19 protein-coding genes are annotated in these 21,982 nt (G+C 37.5%); 18 read left to right on the forward strand and 1 reads right to left on the reverse strand.

The genetic code is table 11. The annotated features are described in order from the left end of the window. Positions 1-90 precede the first annotated feature (90 nt). From SAZ04_RS02295 to hfq, 10 genes are all read left to right on the forward strand, one after another. On the forward strand, positions 91-1,869 hold the full coding sequence (locus tag SAZ04_RS02295; RefSeq protein WP_332690396.1) for a 2-oxoacid:acceptor oxidoreductase subunit alpha: 1,779 nt from the start codon (positions 91-93) through the stop codon (positions 1,867-1,869). Beyond that, positions 1,856-2,722: a 2-oxoacid:ferredoxin oxidoreductase subunit beta gene (locus tag SAZ04_RS02300; protein ID WP_332690399.1), complete on the forward strand. Its 867-nt coding sequence runs from the start codon at positions 1,856-1,858 to the stop codon at positions 2,720-2,722. The genes SAZ04_RS02295 and SAZ04_RS02300 overlap by 14 nt, the downstream gene beginning before the upstream one ends. A gap of 420 nt (positions 2,723-3,142) precedes the next feature. Further along, positions 3,143-4,756 (forward strand): tRNA (N6-isopentenyl adenosine(37)-C2)-methylthiotransferase MiaB, encoded by a 1,614-nt coding sequence (gene miaB / locus SAZ04_RS02305; protein ID WP_332690402.1) that lies wholly within the window; start codon positions 3,143-3,145, stop codon positions 4,754-4,756. Next, complete coding sequence (locus tag SAZ04_RS02310) at positions 4,756-5,187, forward strand: YlbF/YmcA family competence regulator (protein WP_332690404.1); 432 nt, start codon at positions 4,756-4,758, stop codon at positions 5,185-5,187. The genes miaB and SAZ04_RS02310 overlap by 1 nt, the downstream gene beginning before the upstream one ends. A gap of 368 nt (positions 5,188-5,555) precedes the next feature. Further along, positions 5,556-6,119 carry an outer spore coat protein CotE gene (locus tag SAZ04_RS02315; protein WP_332690407.1) on the forward strand — a complete coding sequence of 188 codons (564 nt, stop codon included), beginning with the start codon at positions 5,556-5,558 and terminating at the stop codon, positions 6,117-6,119. 301 nt (positions 6,120-6,420) lie between these two features. Continuing rightward, complete coding sequence (gene mutS / locus SAZ04_RS02320; protein WP_332690410.1) at positions 6,421-9,015, forward strand: DNA mismatch repair protein MutS; 2,595 nt, start codon at positions 6,421-6,423, stop codon at positions 9,013-9,015. 19 nt (positions 9,016-9,034) lie between these two features. Further along, entirely contained in the window at positions 9,035-10,951 is a 1,917-nt protein-coding gene (gene mutL, locus SAZ04_RS02325) for a DNA mismatch repair endonuclease MutL (RefSeq protein WP_332690413.1), read from the forward strand. A 219-nt stretch (positions 10,952-11,170) separates the two neighbouring features. After that, positions 11,171-11,950, forward strand: coding sequence for a class I SAM-dependent methyltransferase (locus SAZ04_RS02330; RefSeq protein WP_332690416.1), 780 nt, complete (start codon positions 11,171-11,173; stop codon positions 11,948-11,950). Between the two features lie 43 nt (positions 11,951-11,993). Further along, complete coding sequence (gene miaA, locus SAZ04_RS02335; RefSeq protein WP_332690653.1) at positions 11,994-12,935, forward strand: tRNA (adenosine(37)-N6)-dimethylallyltransferase MiaA; 942 nt, start codon at positions 11,994-11,996, stop codon at positions 12,933-12,935. 30 nt (positions 12,936-12,965) lie between these two features. Next, a complete protein-coding gene (gene hfq, locus SAZ04_RS02340) occupies positions 12,966-13,193 on the forward strand; it encodes an RNA chaperone Hfq (protein ID WP_332690420.1) in 228 nt (75 codons plus the stop codon). A 427-nt stretch (positions 13,194-13,620) separates the two neighbouring features. On the opposite strand, the gene SAZ04_RS02345 is transcribed toward hfq, so the two are convergent. Continuing rightward, positions 13,621-14,613: a tyrosine-type recombinase/integrase gene (locus tag SAZ04_RS02345; protein WP_332690423.1), complete on the reverse strand. Its 993-nt coding sequence runs from the start codon at positions 14,611-14,613 to the stop codon at positions 13,621-13,623. Between the two features lie 508 nt (positions 14,614-15,121). Here SAZ04_RS02345 and SAZ04_RS02350 point away from each other — a divergent pair. The 8 genes from SAZ04_RS02350 to SAZ04_RS02385 all read left to right on the forward strand — a co-directional run bounded on the left by SAZ04_RS02350 (position 15,122) and on the right by SAZ04_RS02385 (position 21,952). Continuing rightward, the gene (locus tag SAZ04_RS02350; protein ID WP_332690426.1) at positions 15,122-16,093 is read left to right on the forward strand and encodes a metal ABC transporter substrate-binding protein; all 972 of its coding nucleotides are present in this window, start codon (positions 15,122-15,124) and stop codon (positions 16,091-16,093) included. A gap of 172 nt (positions 16,094-16,265) precedes the next feature. After that, the gene (gene sufU, locus SAZ04_RS02355) at positions 16,266-16,706 is read left to right on the forward strand and encodes a Fe-S cluster assembly sulfur transfer protein SufU (RefSeq protein ID WP_332690429.1); all 441 of its coding nucleotides are present in this window, start codon (positions 16,266-16,268) and stop codon (positions 16,704-16,706) included. Positions 16,707-16,728: 22 nt separating this feature from the next. Next, entirely contained in the window at positions 16,729-17,247 is a 519-nt protein-coding gene (locus SAZ04_RS02360; RefSeq protein WP_332690432.1) for a MogA/MoaB family molybdenum cofactor biosynthesis protein, read from the forward strand. Between the two features lie 6 nt (positions 17,248-17,253). After that, entirely contained in the window at positions 17,254-18,201 is a 948-nt protein-coding gene (locus SAZ04_RS02365; protein WP_332690435.1) for a CobW family GTP-binding protein, read from the forward strand. Positions 18,202-18,390: 189 nt separating this feature from the next. Beyond that, positions 18,391-19,509, forward strand: a complete 1,119-nt coding sequence (locus SAZ04_RS02370) for an NAD(P)/FAD-dependent oxidoreductase (RefSeq protein WP_332690438.1) — start codon at positions 18,391-18,393, stop codon at positions 19,507-19,509. Beyond that, positions 19,493-20,653 carry a nucleoside recognition domain-containing protein gene (locus SAZ04_RS02375; protein ID WP_332690441.1) on the forward strand — a complete coding sequence of 387 codons (1,161 nt, stop codon included), beginning with the start codon at positions 19,493-19,495 and terminating at the stop codon, positions 20,651-20,653. The genes SAZ04_RS02370 and SAZ04_RS02375 overlap by 17 nt, the downstream gene beginning before the upstream one ends. A 72-nt stretch (positions 20,654-20,725) precedes the next feature. After that, the gene (locus SAZ04_RS02380) at positions 20,726-20,881 is read left to right on the forward strand and encodes a hypothetical protein (RefSeq protein WP_332690444.1); all 156 of its coding nucleotides are present in this window, start codon (positions 20,726-20,728) and stop codon (positions 20,879-20,881) included. 72 nt (positions 20,882-20,953) lie between these two features. Then, on the forward strand, positions 20,954-21,952 hold the full coding sequence (locus SAZ04_RS02385; RefSeq protein WP_332690447.1) for a CobW family GTP-binding protein: 999 nt from the start codon (positions 20,954-20,956) through the stop codon (positions 21,950-21,952). Positions 21,953-21,982 lie beyond the last annotated feature (30 nt).

Raw genomic sequence — 21,982 nt, forward strand, 5'->3', positions numbered from 1 at the left:
GTCTAGTAATTTACTCGGAAATGTGATAAAATTGTAATAATTTATAGATTGCGTGGTTTAAGTTTACTAGACAAGTAAGGGGTGGAGAGCGTGAGAGAACAATTATCATGGAAAGTTGGCGGTCAGCAAGGAGAAGGAATTGAAAGTACAGGTGAAATTTTTGCTTCTGCATTAAATCGTCAAGGCTATTATTTATATGGATATCGTCATTTTTCATCACGTATTAAAGGTGGACATACAAATAATAAAATTCGTGTAAGCACTAAGCCTTTAAATTCAATTTCTGATGATTTAAATATTCTTGTGGCATTTGACCAAGAAACGATCGATGTCAATATTCATGAATTACGTGAAGATGGAATTGTCATTGCTGATGCAAAGTTTAATCCTGTTGTCACAGAAGGATACGATGTACGCTTGTATGCTGTTCCATTTACAGAAATTGCTACAGAACTGGGCACCTCATTAATGAAAAACATGGTTGCTGTAGGAGCGTCAAGTGCAATCCTTGGATTAGATCCTGATTCTTATCAGGATGTAGTTGAAGATCTCTTTCTAAAAAAAGGAGCTTCTGTTGTTGAAAAGAATATGAAAGCAATTCGAGCAGGAGCTGACTATTTCCGTAATGAAGCTGGCGATAACATGCCTGATTTACAGCTTACTCCAGCTGATGGTAAAAAAAGAATGTTTATGATCGGGAATGATGCGATTGGAATGGGAGCTATAGCTGCAGGTAGCCGTTTTATGGCGGCGTATCCTATTACTCCAGCTTCAGAAATCATGGAGTATATGATTGATAAACTCCCTCAGTTTGGTGGAACGGTTATTCAAACAGAGGATGAAATTGCAGCATGTACAATGGCAATTGGAGCTAACTATGCAGGTGTACGTGCTTTTACAGCTTCTGCGGGTCCTGGTCTGTCATTAATGGCTGAAGCAATTGGGTTATCTGGAATGACGGAACAACCACTCGTCATTATGGATACACAACGTGGTGGTCCAAGTACGGGTCTCCCAACAAAACAAGAGCAATCTGATTTGATGGCGATGATTTATAGCACCCATGGTGATATTCCTAAAATTGTGATGGCGCCAAGTACAGTAGAAGAAGCTTTTTATGATACAGTGGAAGCCTTTAACTTAGCTGAAGAGTTCCAATGCCCAGTCATTATAGTAACAGATTTGGCGTTGTCTTTAGGTAAGCAAACAGTGGAACCACTTGATTTCAGTAAGATTGAAATTCGTCGTGGAGCCCTACAAGTAGGCGAAGAAATTGTTGAGCGAGAAGATAAAGCTTACTATAAACGTTATGAAGTAACAGAGTCAGGCGTATCAAATCGAGTGATTCCGGGAATGAAAAATGGAATTCACCACGTAACAGGTGTTGAGCATGATGAAACAGGAAAGCCGTCTGAGAGCCCAGAAAACCGTGTTAACCAAATGGATAAGCGTTTGCGTAAAGTAGCTGACTTACCTGCACAATTCAAGAATCCACTTTTTGTCAATGCCAAGCATGAAGATGCTGACTTGCTTGTAATTGGGGTTAATTCTACTCGTGGAACAATTGAAGAAGCAATGCCAAGACTTGAAGCTGATGGCGTCAAAGTCAATCATGCACATGTTCGCTTACTTCATCCATTCCCTACAGATGAAGTAAAGAAACAAATTGCCAAAGCAAAAAAAGTAGTAGTGATTGAAAACAATGCTACAGCACAATTGGCAAATATCATTAAAATGAATGTAGGCGATGTGAAAATTGAGAATGTGCTTAAATATGACGGCAATCCATTCTTACCAGGGGAATTACATCAAACATGTAAAGAATTATATCAAGCAAGCAAGGAGTTGGTATTAAGTGGCAACATTTAAAGACTTTCGTAATAAGGTAAAACCAAACTGGTGCCCTGGTTGCGGTGATTTCTCAGTCCAAGCAGCGATTCAACGTGCTGCTGGAAATGTTGGTTTAGAACCAGATGATCTTGCTGTCGTCTCAGGGATTGGCTGCTCTGGTCGTATTTCTGGGTATATTAATTCATACGGTTTTCACGGAGTGCATGGACGTGCCTTACCGATCGCACAAGGTGTGAAAATGGCAAACCGTGATTTGACGGTAATTGCTTCTGGTGGTGATGGTGACGGATTTGCGATTGGAATGGGACACACGATTCATGCTATTCGTCGAAACATCGATGTAACGTACATCGTAATGGATAACCAAATTTATGGATTAACAAAAGGGCAAACATCACCTCGAAGTGATGTAGGCTTTAAAACAAAGAGTACACCTGGTGGCTCAATTGAATCCGCGTTAAATGTCATGGAGATGTCTCTAACAGCTGGTGCAACATTTGTAGCGCAAAGCTTTTCTAGTGATTTAAAAGAACTAACATCTCTTATTGAACAAGGAATTAATCATAAAGGCTTCTCACTGATTAACGTATTCAGTCCATGTGTGACGTTTAATAAAGTCAACACGTACGACTGGTTTAAGGAAAATATTACGAAGCTCTCTGACGTAGAGGAATATGATCCTTCTAATCGAATGAAAGCAATGCAAACACTTATGGAACATAAAGGCCTTGTCACGGGTCTTATATATCAAAACAGAGAGCAAAAATCATACCAAGAGCTAATTCCAACGTATGACGAAAAACCATTAGCACATCAAGATTTACAACTTGATGAAGCAAAATTTAATGAACTAATGGCAGAATTTATGTAAGAGGAGGTTCAAAAAGGTCGATTTTTACCTTTTTGAACCTCCTCGAAACAATGAGCGGAACCGCTGCAGGGTTCTAAGGCTACTAGGAGTGGGTTTCTTCTAGTAGACGCGCAGCGAGAGAAGCCATTGTGCTTCGATGAAAAAGCAGATAAAAACCAGTTCAAAAAGGTCGATGTTTACCATTTTTGTACTAACTAACTCAGGCATAGTAGAAATCGACGCTCACATTAAAAAGAGCGTCGATTTTTGCTTGTTTTCAGTGTAGAGCAGGGTTGTAAAAAGATAGACAAACAAGATTCATTGAGTTTCTTGACAGATCCACGTATAATGTATGAAAGAACCGATGCAAAAAATCTCGCTCACATAAAGTGGGCTTTCTATTTGTTTACTTGTAGAAGCTTGATGGAAGGAGTTTAAAAAATGAATGAAGATCAACGTCTAGGACGTTTAGGAAATACACAAGAATCTACTGATTCTACTGATAAACCAAAAAAGGATTACAGCAAATACTTTGACTTTACAAATGCAAAAGTAATTTCTGAAGAAGAGAATAAAAAGATCATTCGAATTGCAGGTCGAGAAATCTCAATCTACGACCAACCGGACTACAAGCAAGGAAAACGCCGTGGGAAAGAGGATGTACAAGTCTTGCGTCCTGATAGCTTAATACCTGAAGAAATGAAAGGTATCGGGAATGGAAAGAAATATTTGATTCGTACGTATGGCTGTCAAATGAACACGCATGATTCAGAAAATATGGCTGGTCTGTTGGCTGAAATGGGCTTTGAGCCAACTGAGGAAACAACAGAGGCAGATGTGATTCTCTTAAACACTTGTGCCATCCGTGAAAATGCAGAAAATAAGGTATTCGGTGAAATTGGACACTTAAAAACATTAAAAGTTGAACGTCCAGAACTCATTGTTGGAGTGTGTGGCTGTATGTCACAGGAAGAAAATGTCGTGAATCGCATCATGCAAAAGCATCAGCATATCGACTTAATCTTCGGCACACATAATATTCATCGTTTACCTGAGCTTCTTAAAAATGCGTTATATGGAAAAGAAATGGTTGTAGAAGTATGGTCAAAAGAAGGCGATATCGTAGAGAATATGCCGCGCGCTCGTCAAGGAAAAACACTAGCATGGGTAAATATCATGTACGGCTGTGATAAATTTTGTACGTACTGTATCGTCCCGTACACACGTGGAAAAGAGCGTAGCCGTCTTCCAGAAGATATTATCGCCGAAGTACGTGATTTAGCAAGAAAAGGCTATAAGGAGATTACACTATTAGGACAAAATGTTAATGCCTATGGGAAAGATCTTGAAGGTGTGAAGTATGGACTGGGGGATTTAATGGATGAAATCCATAAAATTGATATTCCACGTGTTCGTTTTACAACAAGTCACCCTCGTGATTTTGATGATCATTTGATTCAAGTGTTATCAAAAGGCGGCAATCTAGTTGAGCACATTCACTTGCCAGTTCAACACGGTAACTCTGAAATATTGAAACTGATGGCTAGAAAATATACGCGTGAGCAATATGTAGAACTTGCTCACAAAATTAAAATGGCAATTCCAAACGCGTCATTTACAACGGATATAATTGTTGGTTTTCCAAATGAAACAGAGGAACAATTTGAAGAAACGCTCTCTCTAATTCGTGAGATCGAGTTTGATAGTGCATTCACTTATATTTATTCACCACGTGAAGGAACACCAGCTGCAAAAATGAAAGACAATGTCCCAATGGAAGTAAAACGTGAACGTCTAGGACGTTTAAATACTCTTGTAAATGAAATTTCAGCAAAGAAAAATCTTGAATACCAAGATCAAATTGTTGAAGTCCTTGTAGAAGGAGAAAGTAAGAAGAATCCAGACGTTCTTGCAGGCCGTACGAGAACAAATCGATTAGTGAACTTCAGAGCTCCTAAATCAGTTATCGGGGAAATTGTTTATATAAAAGTGACAGAAGCTAAAACATGGTCACTTAATGGTGAAATGGTTGAGACAGCGGAGGTAAATAGATAATGACAACAACTTATACAAGAGATGATATACGCTTAAAAGCAAAAGAACTAGCAAAAATGATGGCGGAAACAGAAGAAGTTGACTTCTTTAAACGTGCGGAAAAACAACTCAACGAACACCTTAGGGTGCAAGAGTTAATTGCCCAAATTAAAAAGTTCCAAAAAGAAGCAGTAAATCTTCAACACTACGGGAAGTCAGAAGCGTTAAAAGAAGTGGAAGCGAAAATTGATGCATTACATCAGGAAATTGATTCCATTCCACTTGTAGAAGAGTTTAAGTCTAGTCAAGTAGAAGTAAACGAACTGTTGCAAATGGTTTCGAATACTATTTCCAAAACGATTACAGACGAAATCATTACGTCAATGGACGGAGACTTATTAAAAGGAACAACGACAAAAAACCCTTATTTTGATGGTGGATGTCAACACTAAGAGTAACTGCTTTGTTCTAAACATAACAGACCTATTTTAAAAAATGAATAGGTCTGTTTGTTATAGGAGTGGAAGTTTATATGATAGAGAGAGAGCGACTTCAAGCAAGCCTCTTAACCTATAAACTTGACTCTATATTTTGAATGATTTACAAGAAGTTTTATCGATTCATGTACTAAACTTCGTCATCTCATCATATCGTGGTACAGATAACGCTTTGCTATCATCTTTCATTCTTTTTTCGCACATTGGTTATTCGCCCTGCATAGGATGACAGTGAAGCATTTGGCGGAGCGAATTAGGCACGAGGAGCCGATACGAGCGACCGACAACTCGATATGATATGAGAAAGAGGAGGGTTTTGTTTCATGTCTCAAAACTTTAACTATCGTGAAATTATTACAAAAGCGGTATGTGGAAAAGGTCGTAAGTTTTCTGAAGCAACTCATACGATTAGCCCTTCACACAGACCGTCTAGCATTTTGGGCTGCTGGATTATCAATCATAAGTACTCAGCAGAGAAGAAGGGCAATTCAGTAGTGGTGCAAGGCAGCTACGATATCAACGTTTGGTTCTCGTATAACAAAAATACGAAAACAGACGTTGCAACACAAACTGTTACTTATTCTGATGCAATACCACTTTCCATGCAAGATGAGAATGTCTTATCAGATGAAATGGATGTTATTGCACGCGCTGTTCAGCAACCTAACACCCTTGAAGCAACGGTTTCTGAGAATGGTTCTAATGTGGATGTACAGGTAGAGCGTGAATTTATTGTTGAATGCATCGGAGAGACAAAAGTTGCGGTAGCTGTAAACCCTGATGGCCTATTAGAAGATTTTCCTGCTGCAGAATACACAGATGAAGTTAGTGATGAGGAGTATGAGCGTCTTGATCCAAATTTTCTACACGGTGAGTTTGATAAATAAGACGAATGAGCAAGCCAAAAGCAGGCTTGCTCCATTTTTTTATAGAGGTTGTTCAAAAAGGGATGATTTTGCCCTTTTTGAACAACCTCAGACCGCAATGAGCGGAACCGCTACATGGTTTAAAGTCCTATGAGTGGTTTTCTCATAGGACGCTTAGCGAGAGAAGCCAATGCATCCACTTTTGGATACGCTCTTATAGACTGCCTGAATTTAGACTAAACAGTTAAAGACTCTCTAATGCGAGAATGCTAGAGCCTATGATATAATAAACCGTATTAATTATGTACGGTGGAGGACAATCATGGCACAAAATACCCCGATGATGAACCAATATTTAGAAATTAAGGCACAGTACCAAGATGCCTTTTTATTTTTTCGTCTTGGTGATTTTTATGAAATGTTTTTTGAAGATGCGAAATTAGCAGCGCAAGAATTAGAAATTACCTTAACTGGACGTGGACAAGGTGAGGACCGGATACCAATGTGTGGAGTACCTTATCATTCTGCTGAACAATATATGTCTCGTTTAGTTGAAAAAGGATATAAAGTTGCCTTGTGTGAACAAGTCGAGGACCCTAAGCAAGCAAAAGGTGTTGTCAAACGTGAAGTGGTAAAGCTTCTTACCCCTGGCACGATGATGAACGGTAATGTGATTAAAGAGAAGGAAAACAATTATTTAGTCTCATTAACATATTTTGAAGACAAAACATTCGGTCTAGCACGGACGGATTTAACTACAGGAGAGTGTGCAGCGACGATTATTGCCGATTTTGAGGATGTCATACATGATATCGCAAGTTCTGCAACGAAAGAACTTGTTGTGGCAACAGATCTTGATGAGAACATTATTAAACGAATTCAAGAAAAACGTTCAGTGACAATTTCATATGAAAACGCGTCAGAACTTACCGATGATTATCTCCATTTATGCGAGGACTTACAATCAGATAAATTGCTTGTCAGTTTTGCTAGACTGCTACAATATTTAGTTCGTACGCAAAAACGTTCCCTAAATCATTTGCAAAAAGTAAGAGTCTACCAATTAGATTCTTTTATGAAAATGGACACCCACACGAAGCGGAATCTTGAATTAACAGAGTCCCTTAGAGAAAAGAAGAAAGCAGGCTCATTGCTATCTATTGTCGATCAGACGGTTACAGCGATGGGAGGAAGACTTGTAAAGAATTGGTTAGAGCGACCACTCATTCATCAAACAGCAATCGAAGAAAGGCTTGAGCTTGTAATGTCTTTCTTACATGCTTATTTTGAGAGAGAAGAATTACGAGATGAATTACGACATGTCTATGATTTAGAACGGTTAGCAGGTAGAATTGCTTATGGGAGTGTCAATGCAAGAGAGTTAGTTCAGTTAAAACGATCATTAGAAAAGGTTCCATTGTTAAAAGAACTCATTAAAAAAATGGCACCAGAATCTGTTGACCGATGGTTTGGACAAGAGCAGCAAGTTCATCAATTAATTGAATTGTTACATCGAAGCTTAGTCGAGGACCCGCCGATTTCCGTGACAGAGGGTGGGATGATTCGACCAGGTTTTCATGATGAATTAGATACGTATAGAGATGCTAGTAAAAATGGTAAGCAATGGATTGCTGAGCTTGAGCAAAAAGAACGGCTTGAAACAGGCGTTAAATCGCTTAAGATTGGATTTAATAAAGTGTTTGGCTATTACATTGAAGTGACAAGAGCCAATCTTCATTTGCTGCCTGAAGGACGCTATGAACGGAAGCAAACACTGACAAACGCGGAACGTTATATTACGCCGGAGTTAAAAGAAAAAGAAGCTTTAATATTAGAAGCAGAAGAAAAAATGGAACAGCTTGAATATGATTTGTTTGTTAATGTACGCGAAGAAGCAAAATGTTATTTAGAACAGATTCAAGCATTGGCTCATTCGATAAGCGAGATTGATGTATTAGCTGGATTTGCTACCATAAGCGAACAGCGTCATTATGTAAAACCTACATTTTCAACGAAGCAAGAAATTGCAATTATTGATGGCAGGCACCCGGTTGTGGAAACGGTTATTGAAAAAGGTCAGTATGTAGCAAATGATGTTCAAATGAATAAAGGGCGTGAAATGCTGTTAATCACCGGACCAAATATGGCCGGGAAAAGTACGTATATGCGTCAATTAGCTCTACTTGCTGTTATGGCACAAATTGGATGTTATGTGCCAGCAACAGCTGCTGAATTACCGATATTTGATCAAGTGTTTACAAGAATTGGAGCTGCCGATGATCTCGCAAGCGGGCAAAGTACGTTCATGGTTGAAATGCTTGAAACGAAATATGCATTAACAAAAGCAACCCAAAATAGCTTGATTTTGCTTGATGAAATTGGAAGAGGTACATCGACATATGATGGAATGGCACTTGCACAAGCAATCATTGAATACATTCACGATACAGTTCGTGCAAAAACGCTATTCTCGACCCATTATCATGAACTTACACAACTTGATAAATCGTTAGAAGATTTGAAGAATGTTCATGTTTCAGCAGTTGAAGAAAATGGAAACGTAGTATTTTTGCATAAAGTTGTTGATGGACAAGCAGATCGCAGCTATGGAATTTACGTAGCGGAGTTAGCAGAATTGCCTTTGCAAGTAACGCAAAGAGCTGAAACGTTATTGAAACAGTTTGAAGAAAACACGGCTTCTGTAAAAGGATCGTTGATTCAACCAACACCAGCGGAACAACAATTATCGTTATTTATAGAAGAAGAGCGCCCACAAATAAAAAAGAATGAGCAACCTACCGTTTCCTCTGGGCAGGAAGAAAAAGTCTTGAAAAAGCTTGTAAAAAAAGATGTACTGCATATGACACCAATTGAAGCGATTCAATTTATTAATGAGTTGCAACGATTATTGAAATAAAAGTTAGAGGAGGGGTTCGATGACCAAAATCATAAAGCTAGATGATGCATTGTCCAATAAGATAGCAGCAGGTGAAGTTGTTGAACGCCCTGCTTCGATTGTGAAAGAATTAGTTGAAAATGCGCTTGATGCAAACAGCACACACATTGTAATTGAAATTGTAGAAGGTGGATTATCATCGATCCGTATTGTTGATAACGGAGATGGAATCAACCATGAAGATGTTGAGACTGCGTTTTACCGACATGCAACAAGCAAAATTCGGACTGATCGAGACTTGTTTCAAATTGCAACATTAGGATTTCGAGGAGAGGCTTTGCCAAGTATTGCTTCCGTTGCACATGTGAGTCTTACAACGAGTACTGGTAAGGCCCCAGGCACAGAAATTGTTCTTGAAGGTGGCATCGTAAAGCATAAGAAGGCTGCCAAAGGTAGAAAAGGTACAGAAATTATTGTTACAAATCTTTTTTATAATACACCAGCTAGATTAAAATATTTAAAGACTGTTCATACAGAAGCTGGGAACGTAAGTGATATTATAAACCGTCTAGCCCTAGCTCATCCACGTGTAGCATTTGAATATTCCCATCATGGAAAAGAAGTGTTAAAGACATCAGGGAATGGTGATACTCGTCAAGTGATTGCCGCTATATACGGGAGAAATGTTGCGAAGAAGGTTCAAGCGATTGAAGGTCAATCACTCGATTATGAGATTAATGGATTTGTGGCGATGCCCGAGTTAACAAGAGCATCTAGACAATATATGTCCATCTTCATAAATGGAAGATACATTCGAAATTATGCACTAGCAAGGGCCATTCAAGAAGGATACCATACGTTGCTCCCAATAGGACGTTACCCATTAGTTGTATTGTCGATTCATATGGATCCAAAGTTAATCGATGTCAATGTCCACCCTTCTAAGTTAGAAGTTCGACTCAGTAAGGAAGAAGAACTTGGTCAATTAATTACAAGTTCGATCAAGCAAGTCTTTAAACAACAAAGCTTGATTCCAGCAGCAGATACGAAGAAGCGTACTGTTTTTTCTAGTTATAAAAGTGAGCAAGTATCACTAGACTTTGAAAAATCTACTGAGGTACAATCCAACCGGCCAATTCAAGTAAAAGAAGAAATTCAGGAGTCTATGCGATCACTAGAACGATTTCAGTCTGATGTGAACAAGCAATCAGAAAAGGTAGAAACAAGCCCATGGACGACAATTATAGAAGAGAAAGAAATAAAGGATTATCAAGAACAAGAAGAAACGTTTGATCAAAGAGAAGAAGAACCTTTTATTCAAAATGAACAAGCACCTATTGAATCTACTCTAAATGAACAAGGGCAATCCACTGAAAGAGTTCCAGTTCTCTATCCTGTTGGGCAAATGCATGGGACGTATATTGTTGCTCAAAATGAGACAGGAATGTATTTAATTGATCAGCATGCTGCACAAGAACGTGTGAAGTATGAATTTTTCCGCGATAAAGTGGCAGAAGTTGATCTAAGCGTTCAAGACATGCTCATCCCGATTACGCTTGAGTGTACGGCTCAAGAATTTATGACAATTAACGACCATATTGAAGACTTACATGCTGTTGGAGTCTTTCTTGAAGTGTTCGGTACGCAAGCATTTATTGTCCGTGCACATCCGACGTGGTTACCTAAAGGGCACGAGGAAGAAACGATCCGTGAGATCATTGATTATTTGCTCAAGCATCGTAAAGTAGATTTAGCAAAACTACGAGAAGAGGCAGCAATCTTAATGTCTTGCAAGGCGGCAATCAAAGCTAACCGCCACCTTCGCCAAGATGAAATGTTTGCCTTATTAGAATCACTAAGAAAAAGTAGTGATCCCTTCACATGCCCACACGGAAGACCGATCCTTGTTCACTTCTCAACGTATGCTCTAGAAAAAATGTTTAAACGGGTTATGTAAGAGTTTTAAGCCAATTCTGAGTGGTTTTCTCAGGAAAGGCGCGCAGCGAGAGGAGCATTGCACTACAGCATATCAAGATTTAACACAGTCGATTTTGTTAGAGCGTTAGACCGAAAAAAAAGTTCAGTTTAACGGAATAATGAGAAGAACGACCGAAATAAGAGCGATAGAAAAAAAAAGAAATCGATCTATCGGAATATAGATATAGGAGTTAACATAATGATTGTGACAACAGCAAGAAAAGGTGCGGATGTCTTAGCTGAGAAAGCACATATGTTCAGTGTGGATCTTGCAAGTCGTTTTATTCTTCGTGAAGAAACTTCTGTTCAGGAGTTAATTGATTTATATGGGGAAGACGTACTTGTAGTAGGGAAAAGCAAGGTAACACTGCATTCGAAGTTTGGTGGTGATCCATTCTTTTATCATCCGAGTTCTGCTATGTTTAGAGTGAAACAACTTTTAAAAACAGGTTATGATCCACTAGTAAGTGTGGCGGGTCTAAAAGATGGTATGACGTTTCTAGATTGTACATTAGGACATGCCTCTGATAGTCTTGTAGCACAGGTTGCTGTTGGCGAAAGTGGACGTGTTATTGGGTTAGAAGCCAATGTGGTTCTTGCAACACTCGTACGTAACGGTCTTAAAATGTGGCAAGATGGGGGTCCTTTGATGTTAGCAGCAATGAAGAGAATTGAAGTTATACATGCTCATCATACGGGCTATCTTGCAACTCTTTCTGATCATTCATTTGATGTTGTCTATTTTGATCCAATGTTTGAACAACATTTAGCAGGTTCAACAGCAATGAAGGCATTAAAGCAGTTTGCTTGTCACGATGATTTGTCTAAAGACGTTATAAATCATGCATTACGTGTTGCGAAATCGCGAGTCGTCTTAAAAGATCACTATCAAAGTGAACGGTTCAAACATTTCGGGTTTCAAGTCAAAAAAAGGCAACATGCAACGTTTCACTATGGATATATAGAATGTACAAGTTAATCGTTTGTCAAATGTTTTAATTCCAAGAATTAGGGAGAAGATGATGAAAGAACAATTGATTGTAATTGTTGGTCCAACTGCTGTTGGAAAAACGGCATTAGGTGTCAGTCTAGCAAAAAAATATAATAGCGAAGTGATTAGCGGAGATTCGATGCAAGTTTATAAAGGAATGGACATTGGTACTGCAAAAGTGACTGCCGAAGAACAAGATGGAGTGTCACACCACTTAATTGACATTAAGCATCCGAAAGAAACCTTTTCAGTTGCTGAATTTCAAGAAAGTTGTATTCCACTCATCACGCAGGTAAATAAGAAGGGGCATGTGCCTCTTTTAGTTGGTGGAACTGGGCTATACATAAATGCGATTATCAAACAATATCAATTTGAATCAATGCCTACCGATAAACGATACAGAGATGAACTTGAACAACTAGCAAGTAAGCTTGGAAATTATGAATTACATACTATGCTAAAGGAAGTCGATCCAAAAGCAGCAGAATCAATCCATCCAAATAACATACGTCGTGTTATTCGTGCACTAGAAGTAACACGAGTGACAGGCATTCCGTTTTCAAGGCAACAAACAGAAGAACAAACCGTATCACCATATACGACTGCTATGGTCGGTCTTACTATGGAGCGAAGTAAGCTGTATGAACGAATCAATAAACGAGTAGACATCATGATTGAACAAGGTTTAGTGGAAGAAGCCAAGGCGTTGTATGATAGCGGTATACGCGGTTGTCAATCTGTTCAAGCAATCGGTTATAAGGAACTTTATGATTATTTTGAAGGTCTTTATTCCTTAGAAGACGCGATTGTAAACTTAAAACAAAATTCAAGACGTTATGCCAAAAGGCAGCTAACTTGGTTTCGTAATAAAACAGATGCGACATGGTTTGACATGTCCAACGGGTTAAATGAGCAAACTTTTACCGAAATTTGTACATTTATTGAAGGAGAAATTCCATTTATATCGAAATAAAGAGAGAGTCAATTAGAGGAGGACACCCCGATGAAGCAACCTATTAACATTCAAGATCAATTCCTAAACCAATTACGAAAAGATAACATCTCTGTTACAGTCTTTTTAACAAATGGTTTTCAAATCCGTGGTCACATAAAAGGCTTTGATAATTTTACTGTGATTTTAGAAACGGAAGGGAAGCAACAGCTTGTTTACAAGCATGCGATATCTACGTTTGCACCGCAGCGTAATATTCAGTTGAAATCAGAGGAATAAGTATAAGAAAAAGAAAAGCGCTTTGAATAGGGCGCTTTTTCTGTTTCTTTTATGATTTATCTCTTTATTGTCAGAAATTTTGTCACTTTTCTTTGTTTCTCCTGAAGTACAACAGCCAGCCGTTTTCCTTAACTTCTTCAATTACAACTTTGCAGCAGCTGATGGTGCTCTTTTTTGAAAAAAGGGAACATAATACTCGACTCCTTTTGATTAAATAAAAGATAAAACCTGAAATTGTTGACATGGTAATGACAGAAAGGACAAAGGTGATCACTAACAATCTGTTGTAAAAGGTGACCGGAAAATCAAATTATTTTGATGTTTTAATCGTACATCCATTTAAATCAATTGTTTATCTTCTTAATCAAAAAAAATTGATTTAAATACAAAAGGACTAATTGATTGGTATGAAGAGAATCGGGGCAAGTTACGCCCCATCTGTTAGAAGGCGGATTTTCTGTTTATTTGTAATCGATTGAATCGTATTGAGATAGCGATTCATTGAAAGAGGTGTTGTATAACCTATCGATTGAACTAATTCTTCAGATGACATCCCTCTTAATAAAGTTGATAGAATAAATGTATTACGAAGCGTTTGAGCGCTGATTCCTTTTCGTAAATGGGCTCGCTTTACTTCCATTCGTAGCATTTTCTGAATTGCGATCATAGACATTCTTTTTGGTTCATCATCGTCGTATGACCAATGAAACGTTTTTCGTTTAAAGTCAAACGCTACAATAAAGGGATCATCACTATAATACCGTGGTCGTACGGGCTCTGGTATCATTTTAAAATAAGTGTATGCTAAATGTTTGTGTTCTGTTTGCAATTGTATCGTTCGGTTATCTTCTCGAAGGAGAATTTGATTTCGTTCAAACCTTATATCTTTCATCGATAGCTGTTGTACTTCGTGTAGAGTAAGTCCATAATCTAAAAACAATCGAATCATGAATTCATTTCGTTCCTTGTAAAAAGGAAACGTCTTAATTTGTTGATCAGATAAACCGATGGTTGAAGAAAGAGTAGTAAGTAATTGTTTCTTTTCTTGTACTGCCACCCACTCTGATTCTTGTAGTGGGCCCGTAACAAGTTCAGGGGGATCGATCTCTTCAATAGGTGTAAGTTCGCTTTTCCCAAGCGATTGTTGATAGCGGGCTAGTTGTTTTAACACACTATGAATGCGCCTAATGGTTCGAACATTGTATTGTCTTACCTCAATAAGATCTTGAAAAAAGAGCTCGAGTTCTTCCTTTGTGATCGATTTCCAATTAATTTCATTTGTTGTCGATCGTGATTTATGCAACCAATAGGAAAAATCATTCAAATCATACATATAACGGCGGATTGTAGACTCTTTCCTTCCTTTTTGTGTTAAATAGTGAAGATAATCATAAATAAATGAGGGAAATAGATACTGCATGAAAACACCCCTTCCTTTATTAACTATTTGATTTTTTTGTCAATTATCCTGCTAAAAGCAGACAAAAAATCAACCTAAAATAATAAAGTAGGTTGATTTTCTGTCTACGAGCGAAATCTCTATTTTCCATACACAGCGAATAAATAACTAAAGGGGTCTGTCTTTGATTTTTCATGTTCTTCATATTGACAAGTCGTCAATGAGGCGAAGAAAAGAATTGAAACACAAAGCAGCAGCAGATAAAAATGCCTACTAATACTGTCATTGAATGTACCTCCTAAACTAATTCTTTTTCTTACAAGTGCAGTGTAGATGGTGAAACGTTTTTCAGATCAAGAAAGAAGTTTTAAAAAGAAAAATCACGAATAAGTCTAGACAAAAGAGAAAAGATGTGAAAAAATGATAATTGTTGCATAAGAGAAACATTTATTTTTTTACCCAAAGAGTTTCCTTTGTTCAAAACAATTAGTTATAGGAAAGGCGATAAGAAGAAAAGGAGAGGAAAAGCATGATTAGAAAAAAATGGTTTTTATCGATTGTTTTAAGCTTGACGTTTTTATTTGCAATTGGGTGTAGTGCTGATGAGACACAGCAAGAAGAAATTGAAGGTAGTGAACAAGAGGATACAACAGAAGAAACGGATTCAACTGAAGAGGCAACTGAGGCAGGAGAAGAAGGACTATCGATTACAACTAGCTTCTCGATACTAGGAGATATCGTTGGTACGATTATTGGTGAAAGAGGAACAGTCGAGTATCTTGTTCCAATTGGCGAAGAACCACATGAATATGAGCCAATTCCGAGTGATTTTCAAAAGGCAAGTGACTCCGATGTGTTTTATGTTAATGGGTTTAGTTTAGAAGGGTGGCTTGAAAAGTTAGTAGGAAATGTTGGAGATGTTCCAGTCGTTACAGTAAGTGAGGGAATAACGCCTATTTTACTTGAAGGAAGCGAAGAAGAAGATCCACATGCTTGGCTAAGTGTAGAAAACGTTAAAGTGTATGTGGAAAATATTGTAGAAGATTTGGTTGAGCGTGACCCAAGTGGAGAAGAGACATACCGTACGAATGCAGAAGCATACCTTACTGAATTAGATGATTTGCAAGCTTGGATTAAAGCAGAAGTAGAAGCCGTTCCAGAAGAAACTCGCGTAATTGTCGTAACTGAAAATGCGTTCAAATACTTTGGAGAGGCGTATGGTTTTGAAACAGAAGGAGTGTGGGAACTAAATTCACACGAAGAAGGAACACCAAGTCAAATTGCACGCGTGATTGATCTTGTGAGTGATCAAAACATACCAGCTATCTTTGTTGAAACAACGGTAGATAAACGCTATATGGAAAGAATTTCAGAAGGGACTGGCGTTGAAATTGCTGGTGAAGTGTATACTGATGCTGTAGGGCAAGATGGTAGTGGAGCAGAAACCTATCTATTAATGATGAAACATAATGTAGAAACGTTTGTAAATGGATTGAAATAAGTAAGGAAAGAGGATGTCTCAGATGGAACGTTTCTGGGTCATCCTCTTTTGTATAATGTTTGATTAGTTTGATCTTTTCCTTTACAATGGATATCAAATCGTAATAGTTACGTTTTGGTAGTTTGACTTTATAAATAATTCTCTAATCGAAGCGTATGAAAGGAGAGAGGAAATGCTAAATGACCTGTATCGTAAGGTTGTTATGGATCATGCTAAATTTAAACGAAATTACGGGAAACTTGAAGGTGAAGAAGTTCAAAGAGTTTTTTATAAAAATCCAACATGCGGGGATGTAATTACTCTTTATCTTAAACTCGAAGGGGAAGTGCTAACCAGTGTATCCTTTGAAGGAGAGGGGTGTAGCATTAGTATGGCATCTTCATCTATGATGACAGAGTTAATTCATCACAAAGATTTGAGAACAGTTTCCATAATTAGGGGAGAGTTTGAACAGTTAATAAGAGAAGGTAAACAACCAAATGATCATGTTGATTTAGGAGATGCTTTATCATTAGATGGAGTACACAAACTAAGAGCTCGTCATAATTGTGCTTTAATGGCTTGGCAGGCGTTAGATAAAGCGTTGCATGATGTTGAATCTTATAAAAGTTAACTATAAAAAGGAGAATGTAACAATGAGTGTAATGGAGCATAAAAAAGAAGCACCGAAACAAGTCAGATGTAAAATTATAACAGTAAGCGATACTCGTACGCAAGACACAGATAAGAGTGGAAAGTTAATTCGAGAATTTGTAGTTAATCAAGGGCACATAATTGAAGATTATGAGATTGTCAGAGATGAAAAAATAGAGATTAGTGGCGCTCTTCAAAAAGGAATTCAAGCACCTCAGATTGATGCGATCTTGTTAAATGGTGGAACGGGAATAGCGGATCGTGATGTTACTATTGAAACGGTAAAAGAATTGCTGGATAAGGAGATTGTTGGTTTTGGAGAGCTGTTTAGAATGCTCAGTTATACAGAAGATATTGGAGCGGCAGCAATGCTAAGTCGTGCTATTGCCGGTGTGAGTAATCACACAGCTGTATTTGCAATGCCAGGATCAAGCGGTGCAGTAAAATTGGCTATGAATAAATTGATTAGTTCTGAATTAGCGCATGTGATTAGAGAAATTAGAAAGGATTTGAAAAAGTAATAGCTCATGGACAATAAAACAGTAGATATTTTTATATTGAGTGGCTTCTTAGGAAGTGGAAAAAGCACGTTGTTGAAGGAATTAATTCAATCAGAGAAAAGGCAAGGTAGACGTATTGGTGTATTAATGAATGAGTTAGGCGATGTTAGCATAGATTCTGCCATCATTCCTAATGATACCCCTCTAAAAGAAATGCTTAATGGGTGTATTTGCTGTTCGATTCAAGGAGAGTTAAGTTTACAATTAAACTCGCTTTTAGAAGAGCATGATTTAGATGTTATTTACATTGAGGCAACTGGAGCAGCCCATCCATTAGAAGTCGTTGATGCATGTACGCATCCCACACTAGCTAGTAGAGTAACGATTAAAGCAGTGGTTACAGTGGTGAATGCAAAACAATGGTATGAAAATAAAATGAGTATTAAGCTCAAAAAGCTTTTAATAGAGCAAGTTAAGTATGCAGATATTATTCTTATTAATAAAAAGGATCAAGTGGAAGAGCGTATTCTAGATTCAATAAAGGAGAGTATTGAGGAAATCAATAAACAGGCTGTTATTTCGAGTGTTTTGTTTGCAAAATGGAATCCTTCATTCCTACATACACAAGGTCAACAAATAGAAATATCTAGTAAATTGGTTAAAAAACACAATCATGAGTCACATGTTCATAATCATTTACATTTAAGAACTGTATCAACGCCTGTTAGTAAACCTATTGATAGAATTCAATTTTTACATTGGTTAGAAAGAATGAAAGGGCAACTGTACCGAGCAAAAGGATTTATTTATTTAAAAGAGACTCCTGGCTTATTTTTATTTAATTATGCTTACGGCGATCCCGTTTTTGAACGATATACATTTGAAAAACAATATCAGCCTGTACTTGTTTTTATTGGAGAGGGCTTAGATCAGAGCTGCATTGAACAGGGGTTAAGTAAGTTACAACTAAAATAACCAATTGAAGACGACTCTTTAAGGGGTGGTCTTTTTTGGGGTATATGAAGACATAACTATAGTTGTAAACAAGACTGCATTACGAATATTAAACTTTGACAAATCGGAGTGAAGTAGATAAAATTATCAATAATAGTAATCATTACGAATTAAGTGTTTTTTGAAATGGAAAGAGGTGTAAAAAGAGCAATGAAAAAAGAATATGATGTTGTCATTGTTGGGGCGGGGCCAGCAGGAATTGGTGTCGGTACCATTTTAAAGCAAATGGGTTTACATAATTATGTCATCGTAGAGAGGAATTCAGTCGGTAGTACTTTTAACAAATGGCCAAAAGAAATGAGATTACTTACTCCGTCCTTCCCTGGCCATGGATTTGGTCTTCTTGATTTAAATGCTATTGTCCCAGAGACTTCCCCAGGGTTCACGTTTCAATCAGAGCATTTAAGTGGTGAGGAATATGCCCGCTATCTTCAAGCAATTTCCAATCATTTTGAATTACCGATTGAATTAGGTATTGATGTAAAAGAAATGGAAAAAACTGTAGACGGGTTTCGTTTAAACACAAACAAAGGAGAAATAATTTGTAAATATGTCGTATGGGCAGGGGGAGAATTCCAGTATCCGAACTTACAACCATTCGAAGGCGGAGAACTATGTCGTCATAATAGTAAAGTTCACTCTTGGGAGGATTTAGATGGAGATGAGTTTTTCATCATCGGTGGTTATGAAAGTGGAATGGATTCGGCCATACACCTTAGCCATTTAGATAAGGATGTGACAGTATTGGCGAGAGAAGATACTTGGACAAATTATAGCCCTGATCCAAGTATTTCATTGTCACCTTTTACGTGTGACCGTCTTGCAGAATTTCACGACTCCGACCAACTTGTCTTGAGAGGAAATGCAGAAGTGATTAAGGTAGAAAAAGAAGAGGAAGACTATCAGATTTATCTTTCTAATGGAGAAAAGATTGAAAGCTCTACCCAGCCTATTTTGGCAACAGGTTTTAAAAATAGTCTTTCACTTATTTTGGAGCATTTTTATTGGGATGAAGAAAATCACATTGAGTTGAATGAGATAGACGAATCAACAGTTTCAGAAGGTTTGTTTTTAGTTGGACCGCAAGTTCGTCATGAACCGATTATCTTTTGTTTTATTTATAAGTTCAGACAGCGATTTGCAATTGTAGCAAAAGAGATCTGCGATCGTCTAGGGATTGAGGTTGGTTCAGAGTTGATTGAGTTTTATCGACGTTCAAATATGTATCTTGATGACTTATCATGTTGCGGAAATGAGTGTATTTGTTAAAGCGATGATACAGTTAAAGAAGGAAGAGATAAAACGAGACTTATCTATTCTAAGTGTTTGGCGTATGTCCGGTTGCTTACTTATTATTCTTGCGATATATGGCTTGCCTGTGTATGGAGCATATGTAATTGCTACTTTTTTTGAACCGATCGTTGAGACGTATTTTATCCTTCGAGTAGAAGAATGGTTTAGCTCGGCTCCATCCTTACTAGCAGAAATCGTAGTTGGCCCATTTGGTTTATTAACGTTAGGGATGTATTCATTTGTTTGGGCTTTTCCTGTTGTTGTTCTTATCGGTATTTCCATATCGATAACAAATGATAGCGGTATAAAAGACAAAGTTACGGTCGCTGTAGATCCTTGGCTTAGAAAGATCGGTCTCACAGGTAGAGATATCATCCCGGTCATTACTGGATATGGATGCAATGTTGTCGCTGTTTATCAAAGTAAAGGATGCTCCGCCTGTACAAGGAAGCAATGTCTCTCAATGATCTCGTTTAGTTCGGCATGCAGCTATCAAGTCGGGGCAACCTTATCTTTATTCAGTGTGGCAGGGAAGCCTTGGCTGTTTTTCCCGTATATTATTGTTCTAGCAGTTATGGGGATCATTCACACAAAGTTATGGTATCCGCAACAACATCAGTTTCACAGTCACGACCTAACGAAAACTCGACCTCTTCAAAAGGTTAGTCCTATTGCTGTTTTGTCTAATATTCGAGAAACGATTAAACAATTCTTTTTTCAGGCTATGCCTATTTTTTTAGTAATCTGTGTCATTGCTGCAATTCTTCATAATTATAAAATACTTGACGTTCTCTCACAAGTTATCGGCCCTATATTAACTTTTCTTTCTTTACCAGCAGAAGCAAGTCTAGGCATTCTTTTTTCCATTCTTAGAAAGGATGGAATATTACTCTTTAATGAAGGAAATGGACAACTGCTTTTAGGCCTAACTTCAATGGAAATGTTTATTCTTGTCTATTTAGCATCGACATTATCCGCTTGTCTTGTGACGCTTTTTGCCATTGCTAAGGATGTAAGTAAGTCTATCGCTCTTCAAATTGCAACAAAACAAGCAATAACATCGATTGCTTCGTCTTTACTTTTAGTAATCGTGTGGAAAACTTTTGGTGGGAATGTATGAAATTTAATAATGTGAGCAATGCTTAAACTTAAAGGTCTTAGCCACCTGTATTAATTAGACTGAGGTATGATCGTGATGGAAAATTATCAAGGCATGAAAGTAGTAAATGCCGAGGGGGAAGTTGGAGTAGTTATTGATAAACATAATGGTGTTTCAATGATTTTATGGGAAGATCATGTAATAGAAGAGTGGTTTGATATGATAGAGTTTGATCATCAAGATGAATAGTAATATATTTTTTATGTTAGATAAATCGTAATGATAACTATTATAATCAAATTGATAAAGAAGGTGTCTAACATGATGAGTAAAAGTAAGAAAATCCCTGTAACTGTCTTAACTGGATTTCTTGGAGCTGGAAAAACAACATTGTTAAATTATATTTTAACAGAAAATCATGGAAAAAAGGTTGCCGTGATTGTAAACGAGTTCGGAGAAGTAGGGATTGACAATAAATTAGTCGTTGGTGCAGATGAAGAGATCTTTGAAATGAATAATGGATGTATCTGTTGTACCGTTCGTGGAGATTTGCTTCGAATTCTCCATGATTTAAAGGAGAAAAGGATGAATCGAAAAGGGAAACAGCAATTCAATTTTGACCGGGTCATTATTGAAACGACTGGATTGGCAGATCCTGGTCCTGTTGCTCAAACATTTTTTGTTGATCCTTCTCTTTCTGAGTACTACCATTTAGATTCGATTGTGACTGTGGTTGATTCTTACCATGCCCACAAGCAGCTAGACCGCTCTCATGAAGCACAAGAACAGGTAGCCTTTGCTGATGTACTGTTATTGAATAAAGTAGATTTAATTAGTGAAGAAGAGCTTACCAGTTTGAAAAATAGATTAAGAAGAATGAATCCATCTGCTCAATTTCAACAGGCAGAATATGGGCATATAAGTATCGAGAAAATTCTTAATATATATTCATTTGACATTGACAAAAAACTTGAAATAGCACCTAACTTTTTAGACGAGCATCATCACCACCATCATGATGACAGTGTCAAGGCTATTGTGATGAGGTCAGATGATCCACTTGATTTAGAAAAAGTTGAAAAATGGATGGATACAGTCATTCAAAATCTTGGCCCAAATATGTATCGCTATAAAGGGATCTTTAATATTAAGAATCTAGAAAAAAGAGTCATATTTCAAGGAGTTCATATGATGTTTGCCGGCAATGCTGACCGAGAGTGGAAATCTAATGAAAAGAGAATAAGCGAAATGGTTGTTATCGGAAAAGAGTTAGATGAACAATGGTTTCAAGAACAATTTGAAAAGTGTATTTCAGGATAAATCGGAAGATAAACGGAGTGAAAATTTTCT

It is taken from the genome of Halalkalibacter lacteus (assembly GCF_036663595.1).
Classification (GTDB): Bacteria; Bacillota; Bacilli; order Bacillales; family Bacillaceae_D; genus Halalkalibacter; species Halalkalibacter lacteus.